The organism is Acinetobacter sp. NBRC 110496 (assembly GCF_000876115.1).
GTDB lineage: Bacteria > Pseudomonadota > Gammaproteobacteria > Pseudomonadales > Moraxellaceae > Acinetobacter.
Genome location: NZ_BBTF01000086.1, coordinates 1 through 8,234 on the forward strand (window position 1 = coordinate 1; position 8,234 = coordinate 8,234).

General features: G+C 39.4%; 8 protein-coding genes, 1 tRNA gene and 2 pseudogenes. 4 read left to right on the forward strand and 7 right to left on the reverse strand.

The features are described from left to right. Positions 1 to 347, reverse strand: a pseudogene (locus Aba26S_RS19945) (hypothetical protein); the annotation flags it as partial. A 316-nt stretch (positions 348 to 663) separates the two neighbouring features. Here Aba26S_RS19945 and Aba26S_RS19950 point away from each other — a divergent pair. Next, entirely contained in the window at positions 664 to 990 is a 327-nt protein-coding gene (locus Aba26S_RS19950; protein ID WP_043974651.1) for a gamma-glutamylcyclotransferase family protein, read from the forward strand. 100 nt (positions 991 to 1,090) lie between these two features. Continuing rightward, positions 1,091 to 1,166, forward strand: a tRNA-Thr gene (locus Aba26S_RS19955). Positions 1,167 to 1,175: 9 nt separating this feature from the next. Here Aba26S_RS19955 and Aba26S_RS19960 read toward each other — a convergent pair. The 4 genes from Aba26S_RS19960 to Aba26S_RS19975 form a co-directional block, all read right to left on the reverse strand. Then, a complete protein-coding gene (locus tag Aba26S_RS19960; RefSeq protein ID WP_043974653.1) occupies positions 1,176 to 1,598 on the reverse strand; it encodes a GFA family protein in 423 nt (140 codons plus the stop codon). A gap of 7 nt (positions 1,599 to 1,605) precedes the next feature. After that, positions 1,606 to 2,433, reverse strand: a complete 828-nt coding sequence (locus tag Aba26S_RS19965; protein ID WP_043974655.1) for a cyclopropane-fatty-acyl-phospholipid synthase family protein — start codon at positions 2,431 to 2,433, stop codon at positions 1,606 to 1,608. Positions 2,434 to 2,435: 2 nt separating this feature from the next. Next, positions 2,436 to 3,734, reverse strand: a complete 1,299-nt coding sequence (locus tag Aba26S_RS19970; protein WP_043974657.1) for an FAD-dependent oxidoreductase — start codon at positions 3,732 to 3,734, stop codon at positions 2,436 to 2,438. A 433-nt stretch (positions 3,735 to 4,167) separates the two neighbouring features. Next, positions 4,168 to 5,034, reverse strand: coding sequence for a pirin family protein (locus Aba26S_RS19975; RefSeq protein WP_043974658.1), 867 nt, complete (start codon positions 5,032 to 5,034; stop codon positions 4,168 to 4,170). Between the two features lie 283 nt (positions 5,035 to 5,317). Here Aba26S_RS19975 and ycaC point away from each other — a divergent pair, with 283 nt between their 5' ends. Further along, complete coding sequence (gene ycaC, locus Aba26S_RS19980) at positions 5,318 to 5,935, forward strand: isochorismate family cysteine hydrolase YcaC (protein WP_043974660.1); 618 nt, start codon at positions 5,318 to 5,320, stop codon at positions 5,933 to 5,935. A gap of 69 nt (positions 5,936 to 6,004) precedes the next feature. Beyond that, entirely contained in the window at positions 6,005 to 6,931 is a 927-nt protein-coding gene (locus Aba26S_RS19985; protein WP_043974664.1) for a LysR substrate-binding domain-containing protein, read from the forward strand. Positions 6,932 to 6,941: 10 nt separating this feature from the next. Here the strand turns inward: Aba26S_RS19985 and Aba26S_RS21550 are convergent. Continuing rightward, a pseudogene (locus tag Aba26S_RS21550) lies at positions 6,942 to 7,058 on the reverse strand (LysR family transcriptional regulator); the annotation flags it as partial. Positions 7,059 to 7,399: 341 nt separating this feature from the next. Continuing rightward, positions 7,400 to 8,011 (reverse strand): hypothetical protein, encoded by a 612-nt coding sequence (locus Aba26S_RS19995; RefSeq protein WP_002117385.1) that lies wholly within the window; start codon positions 8,009 to 8,011, stop codon positions 7,400 to 7,402. Positions 8,012 to 8,234 lie beyond the last annotated feature (223 nt).

Genomic DNA, 8,234 nt, shown 5'->3' on the forward strand with positions numbered 1-8,234 from the left:
CTGTCGTACAACAATTCATCTTGATGTGCCAGAATCCATGGATCATTTCGATAGATAAAATTTCTTTGAATACCCAATAACCGTCTGAATTTACCAACCATACTTAAAGAGAGTTCAAGTTGTTTCGCAACTTCAAAGACTTTGTATTCTTTTACCAGATCAGCCATTTCTGACGTTAAAATCACTGAAAAACTTGGACTAATGCCCTCATCTTTAGCGGTAAACCCGTAAGGCCAGCCACGATAGACCCTAATCCCAGTATGTGTTTTTCGCTCTTCGTAAGCATCCCAATACTCGCCCTCCCAATCCTTGATGGTTTTAATTTTAAAATGTTTATATTTTCCCATTATTTTAGTTCACTACTCACCATAAAATAGAAAGTCATATCCATCAGACTTTTTACTGAGCTTAATACTAGCGAATACTCATTTCAGAGATCAAGAATCGACCTAACATGGATATTAAACTGACCTATTTTATGCCTATGCTTTAAATCACAACATTCTGCGTATTATGATTAAAATAGAAGATAAAAATTAAACATCTACATTTATATCAAAAGACAACAGCTCACCTAAAAAAGCAGAATTCTTTTTATTCTCACAGATACCCGCGTTTACCCTTTTTTGCTACTCTACTTCTTTTACTTTCCTCGCTTTCACTATGCTCAATTTATTTGTTTACGGGACTCTAGGGCCCAACCGCCCCAATGCCCATATCATGGAAAATATTGGTGGTACATGGGCAGACGCACATGTATTTGGCACACTCAAACAACAAGGTTGGGGCGCTGAACTGGGCTTTCCGGGTATTGTTCTAGAACAAACAGATCAAAAGGTCTCTGGCTTTGTGTTTTTCTCAGATAACCTAGAACAACACTGGCAAGCACTGGATGAATTCGAAGGTGCAGGCTATCAACGTGTGCCTGTGAAAGCACACTTAAGCACGGGTGAAGTGATTGATTCCTTTGTTTATGCGCTCAACATATAAATCAGAATTGGCGAAAATTTGCTGATTCAATTAAATTTATCTGTTTGCTTATTTTTTCGCTTGTTTTTTTAATTAGATTCTGTAGAATTCTCGCCACGTTGCCGGCATAGCTCAGTTGGTAGAGCAACTGACTTGTAATCAGTAGGTCCACAGTTCGAATCCGTGTGCCGGCACCATTTCTCGCTTTATTCTCTTTTCTTCCCCATCATTTTTTCAAAATGCGAAATATTCGGATTTAATAAATCCCATTCATTTGCATGACTCACAAAACATTCTGCTTGCGGTTGATACAAATTTGGATCATCCAGTGTTCCTGCACGGATTGAAATCATTTCGGGCACGAGTTCGGGTAGGCCAAACATTTGCGAGCCACAATTAGGGCAAAATGCACGGCGAATCGGCTTGCCTGATAATCCCAAAGACTCAAAATATTTCAGCTCACCTTCAATTTTCAGTTCGGATTGATGAAAGAAAGCAATCGGCGCATAAGCACTACCCGTGGCTTTTTGGCAATCACGACAATGACAATTAAAACGATAACGTGGCGCAACCTGCGCCTGATAGCTCACTGCCCCACATAGACATGAACCTTTATATTCACTTGGCATCTTGTTCTCACTTTTTTACTGCACTGATTTGAATATAACGTACGAATCCATCTTGGTAGAGTTTTCGGCACAACTTGGCAGTCATGTTTATTTTGAGTTGGGTCAAATCAAAGGCGGTTTTTTTAGATTTTCGTGTTTCGATATATTCCGCAAAACCATTCAATACAGGTTCGGAAAAATCCTGAATTTGAATTTCACCAAAACCATGTTGCGCTAAAGTCTGCGCAAGCTGCTGCCGATCCATCAGATACTGCCAATTCACATCCGCACTTTTTAATAGATAGCGATATTTTTGTTTTTGTAGAGCAGAACAGTGTAGCCAATTATCCGACCACATCAGGGTGTGAAACGCGATCCGACCTTTTGAATTCAAAACTACGGATGTCGAATCAAGAAATGAATTCAAATCACTGTGATAAGCCGCATCTATACACAGCACCACATCAAATGAATTCAAAAGTCCGAGTGTTTTTAAATTCAAAAAAGATCCACAATGAATTTGCACTTGCGGTAATTGTTTTTGAATTCGTTTGACGCATTCGGGCTGTAACTCAACAGCACTGAGTTGTTGAATGTGATAATGCTGAAGCCAGTGCAGCAGACTGGCGCCTTGCCCACAGCCGAGATCTAAAACACGATCTGTGGATTTCAGTTGAATCGATTGCGCAATTTGATCGGCCAGACTTCGACAGGCCTGTGGGTAACTCTCATGTTGGCCTTGCCAAAAGCCTAAATTACTCCAAGCAAGCAGCGCATCATCACCAAGCCGTTTGGCATCAATCGCATATTTGTGCCCAATGACTTTTTCGATCAGCGCTTGCTTGAAGGAACTCATACTTAATAACCGAGTTCAGGCGCTACTTTGACTTTTGGTTTTAATCCAACAAAAGGTATGGCTGCACCTAGGATTTCAGAAATATGCATGGCCGAGGTCACAGCAGATTCTAAAATTGGCAAGCCATCGCATGACCATGAACCGCAATAAAATACTTTACGGTTTAAATCCAGATGACGCTGCTGAATTTGTTTATTCAAGACCACGGTTTCCGAATCGACCACTGCACGGGTGAGTTTAACTTTGGAAATCACTTTCTTTGGATCGATATCAATCACCGGACACCAGGTTTGGAACACGGCATTTTTACCGACCAAACTCGGCTCAATCGCATTAATCCACACGGTAAATTGCTGGCGAGTAAATTTACGATCCATCATATAGCTCAATACCGCCCAATCTTTGCGGCGTTGCGGCATCACAATCGGATCGGTATGAATAACTAAATCGCCTTGTTCGAAACGGAACTTTTTCAATAAGGCAATGTCTTCAGCAAATTGTGGTTGTTTCAGAAAATCTTCAATCACTGGGGTTGGCGTGGCAATCACTACACGGTCAAATAACTGGCTTTCGCCTTGTGCATTTTCCACCAACACTTTTTCACCCTGCTCTTCGACTTTTTGAACAGCTGAACCACTATGAATGTCGATACCTTCAATCAAGCGATTGACCAACGCAGGCGTTCCACCTTTCATCCGTAATAAGGCTTCACCTTCTGTCAACTGTCGGATAAATTCCAGTAAAGGTTTCGCAGGCCATTCACCAATGGTTTTGGGATGGCAAGTACAAATGGTATACAGCACTGGCATCACGGTACCATGCCAGAACACTTCCTCAATATGATACTGATTCATGAACTCGGCCAAGGTAATGTCTTGATTGTCTGATTTAAAAAATTGATGTACCGCGGTTTTCAGTTGCAGCATACCTTTGACCAGACGCCAGCCATATTGCTGAATCCCTTTACGGTTATTGATAATCGGGAAATTGCCGATACGGCTGCGTGAGGTGGTCAGCCATGTATCGGTTTTATCATCAAATAACCAACTGCAAGCCATAAAGGTACGGACAGGAAAAGTTTCGATGCCTAAATAGCTGGCTAAACTTAGGGTATTCTGCCAAAGTTTTGGATTCATGACCCTTAACGGTGCATCAATAATGCCACCATCAAAATCAATACTATGACTATCCATGCCTCGGCCTGCGAGTGCTTCGAATATGGTTACTTTATGCCCAGCATCATGTAGGATTCTGGCTGAGGCAAGTCCTGCCATTCCACTGCCAATAATTGCAATATCCAAAATTATGTCCCATCAGTTGATGATTTTTCTTGATTATGACTGATACTTCCGCGAAATACGGTATTAAAAAATACCAGATTCAAGCCTTCTGCCAGACTTTTGTCGTAATATCGTTGTTACTTTCTTGTTACATTTTATCACAATTTGAATTTTAAACGTAACATAATGAAAAAAATGGACTTATTACATTTTAGGCCAAAAAAACATACAGAACATTCTATATTTTACCATTTTCAGTACTTTATTCGCTTTGCAAGGTGCTAAATCAGTGCTATGTTTATTGCATAACAACGAGAACAAAGTCACATAACAAGCTGAATAATTATAAGTGACATAATATTAAAAAAATCAATAGAGGACCCTTACAGCTAAAGCCTATCACTCCAAAGGAGTGATAGGCTTTCTTATATAGACTATTGATTTAATTCAATACTTAAGCATGCATCGAACCAAATTTACCGCTATTGAAATCACGAACTGCCTCGACGATTTCAGCTTTGCTGTTCATGACAAACGGCCCATAACCTTCAATCGGCTCATTCAACGGTTGACCCGTCAAAATCAGGAATTTGCTGTCTTGCTCGGCCTGAATACTAAAGTCAATTTCCTCTCGGCTAAGGATCACCAAGCTTGGCGCTTCAATGCTTTGAGTTTCATTCAAAAGCACCTGACCTGATAGTAATACTAACAATGTAGTCTGCCCTTCAGATATATAAAACGTATGCGTTTGACCTTGAACAATTTTGCCATCCCAGACATTGACTGGACTAAAGGTGGTTGCTGCACCTGCAGTGTCTTGGTATTGACCTGCAATGACTCGCATTTCACTGCCTGCATCATCCAGTGCAATATGCTGAATTTGATTCGCTTCAATGGCTTGGTATTTTGCTGGCGTCATTTTTGAATGCGCTGGCAAATTGACCCAAAGCTGTACCATTTCAAACAAACCACCATGATGGGCAAATTCAGGAGAATGGAACTCCTGATGCAAGATCCCGCCACCTGCAGTCATCCATTGCACATCACCCGCTTTAATAGTTCCACCACCGCCACTCGAGTCTTTATGGGTGACTTCACCCTGATAGGCAATGGTCACTGTTTCAAAACCACGATGCGGATGTGAACCCACGCCATGCTGTGCTGTGGTTGGGTCAAAACGGTATGGTGCCGCATAGTCCAACAATAAAAAAGGACTAATGCTTTGGCCTAAACGGTCATAGGAAAACAAGTTATAGACTGGGAAACCATCACCTACCCAGTGCATGTGCTTGTTTTGATACACACCAAGAATTTTTTTCATTTGGTTTCTCCCTGAGGGTAGAAGTTCTGTTCTTGATGCTTATTTTACCCCTCCGTTCTCAATGCTTATAGCACCAGTTTGGCAACACATTATTCTACAGATAGGACAATCTGATCTTAAAAATAAAATTAATAGCAAGATATCAACAATCATCCTATTTTTGACATTGTTTATCTCATTTTTCAGACTTCATCCCACACTAAAATTTAATTAGCATCCTTTCAGGCAAGAGGAAAAATCTCGATCTTTTAAACTTCTTTCACAAAAACATGAGGATAAAATTATGGCTAACAACTACGCTCGCCTAGACAAAGAAAATGCTGCGGTGCTTTTAGTCGACCATCAAACAGGTCTACTTTCCTTGGTTCGGGATATTGATCCAGACAAATTTAAAAATAATGTTTTGGCGTTGGCAAATGCCGCAAAGTATTTCAATTTACCCACGATTCTGACTACCAGTTTTGAAAATGGCCCACTGGTACCTGAACTGAAAGAGATGTTCCCCGATGCTCCTTATATTGCCCGTCCCGGTCAAATCAATGCTTGGGACAATGAAGACTTTGTCAAAGCCATCAAAGCCACAGGCAAAAAGCAATTGATTATTGCGGGTGTGGTTACAGAAGTCTGTGTGGCTTTTCCTGCCTTATCTGCCTTGGCAGAGGACTTCGAGGTATTTGTGATTACCGATGCTTCTGGAACGTTTAATGCCTTAACCCGTGATGCAGCGTGGGATCGGATGTCCCAAGCCGGTGCACAGCTGATGACCTGGTTTGGGATGGCCTGTGAATTACATCGTGACTGGCGTAATGATATTGAGGGTTTAGGCGCTTTATTCTCGAATCACATTCCTGATTATCGCAACCTGATGAACAGTTACGCACAAAATACCACGCAAAAATAAATGCGCATATTAAGATTAGGATTGTTAATGCTATCCTAATCTTTTCATCTCTATCGGATTCGATTGGCCTTGATCAACTCATTTGATGACTTTCATTATTTTTACTTGGTGGTAAAACATGGCGGATTCAGTGCCGCCAGCGAAGCTGAAAATATCAGTAAATCCAAACTCAGCCGCCGTATCATTGAGCTAGAACATAAATTCAATGTCAGCCTGATCCAGCGTACCACCCGTCATTTTAAAGTCACGGATTTGGGCCAAGAGTTTTATGAAGAGTGCTGTAAAGTGATTGCACAGGTCGAATGTGCCGAAAATGTCTTGCTCAAACAAAAAAATGAACCGCAAGGTGTGGTTAAAATCAGTTGCCCGCCCTTGATGATGCATTTCCAGATTCGGAAATTACTCAATCAATTTTTAAAAGCCTACCCCAAAGTTGAAATTTCCTTAGAGCTCACCAGTCGACGGGTCGATGTACTGCATGATGATATTGATATCGCCATCCGCACCAGTTTTGAACCCAATCAGGATTCCAGCTTAATTGTGCGCGATGTGATTCGCACCGAGCACTGTCTAGTCGCTGCGCCCGAATTATTAGAAGGCAGAAGCATTCGCCATTATTCAGAGCTAAAGCACTACCCAAGCGTCGCCTTGGGTATTCAGAAACATCAATATTATTGGCATTTATGTCATATCCACAGTGATGAAACTGTCGATGTGCCTTATCAACCGCGGGTCAAAAGCAATGATTTGGCTGGAGTCTATTATGCGGTCCATGATGGACTTGGCATTGCCGATCTCCCCTATCTGACAGTACAAAGCGATATTAAAAAAGGCAAACTGATTCACCTCTTCCCTGAATGGAAATCCAATCGGGGTACCGTGCAATTGGTCTATGCCTCACGCAAAGGCCAACGCTTGGTGGTGGAGAAACTGATAGAGACCCTCATGGCGGGCCTGAGGGAATTGGCAAAAACTGACAGTGGCTATTCCTTATAGCCCCGTTTTTTTAATAGAGTACCGAATTCTGTTGCTTCAGCTCAGCAAATTTTTTGACCAAAAAATCGATCAATAATTTCATCGACGCTAATAAGCCTCGTCTAGCAATGTAGGCCAAGTGGATCAGTTATAGATCAAAGCGATAGTAAAGTCCAAAAAATAGTGACTCACCACGAGGCTTTGGGCTCAATTCGATAACAAACGAGTCCGACAAAAAAGGCATAAAACTGAGTTTTATGCCTTTTTTCATGCTGGGCGCAAAAGTTTAGAACGGATATACACCATAACTTAAAAATAAACATTTATTTTCAATAATTTAATAAAACCATGTAAAGTATTTTGTTAAATTTAATAGCTAAATCTTCAAAAATTTAACATTTATAAAGGATGTACTTTCTAATAATGATTCTGTAATTCACAATATTGGAATCAATTTACAAATATTACATCCATTTGATTCAATAGCGGCTAATCTTTCCTTCTTAAGACTATAGCAGCATCTTCACATATAGATTGATCCCACATAACAATAGGGTTTACCTTTAATCTTTCAACAATTGTAGTTTTAAAACCTTTAACATCTCTTACTGGTCCATCACCAAAATGTGGATGACATATAACACCATCATCTTTTAAAATTTTACTAAAAATAAGATAATGATCATCATAAGAAAAATTAGCATATTCAGAAATACCTCCATAGTCATAAGCATCATTGAATATAAAATCATATTCTTTTTCAGGTAGATCAATTAATCTCCAATCCCCTAAAGTTGCTACTACTCCACTATTCTTTTGAGTAAATGCAAGTAAATCTTTGAAGATATTAGCTTCTATTTCGACTATATGATGTTTCGTAGGTATAAGATGCTTTTGAATTAAACTACCAGAAATTCCAAGACCAAATCCTATTTCTAAAATAGAATCAGTACAAAGATTTAATTTTTCCAGAATGATAAACATTTTCTTAAAATAATCTTCCTCAGTACGAGACATTATGATTTCATTATTCCAAACAAGAAGATCCTTATTTTTTATATCAAATTTCAACTTAAAATTTTTAACTTCCGAATTATCCATTGGAACTTCCTCACATTGATAACAATACTCTTTTTTACATTTTTCTATATATCATTTCATAGTAATATTAAAAACAACCAAATAAAATATATATTTTTCAGTCAGATATGCCTTAAGTGTATTTCTATAAAGCTTCTGTATAAATTTGACACAATCTATTTTTTAAAATATTTTTCATTTAATTTCAACAAGTTGGATAAATTATAACACTCATTAAAATCTA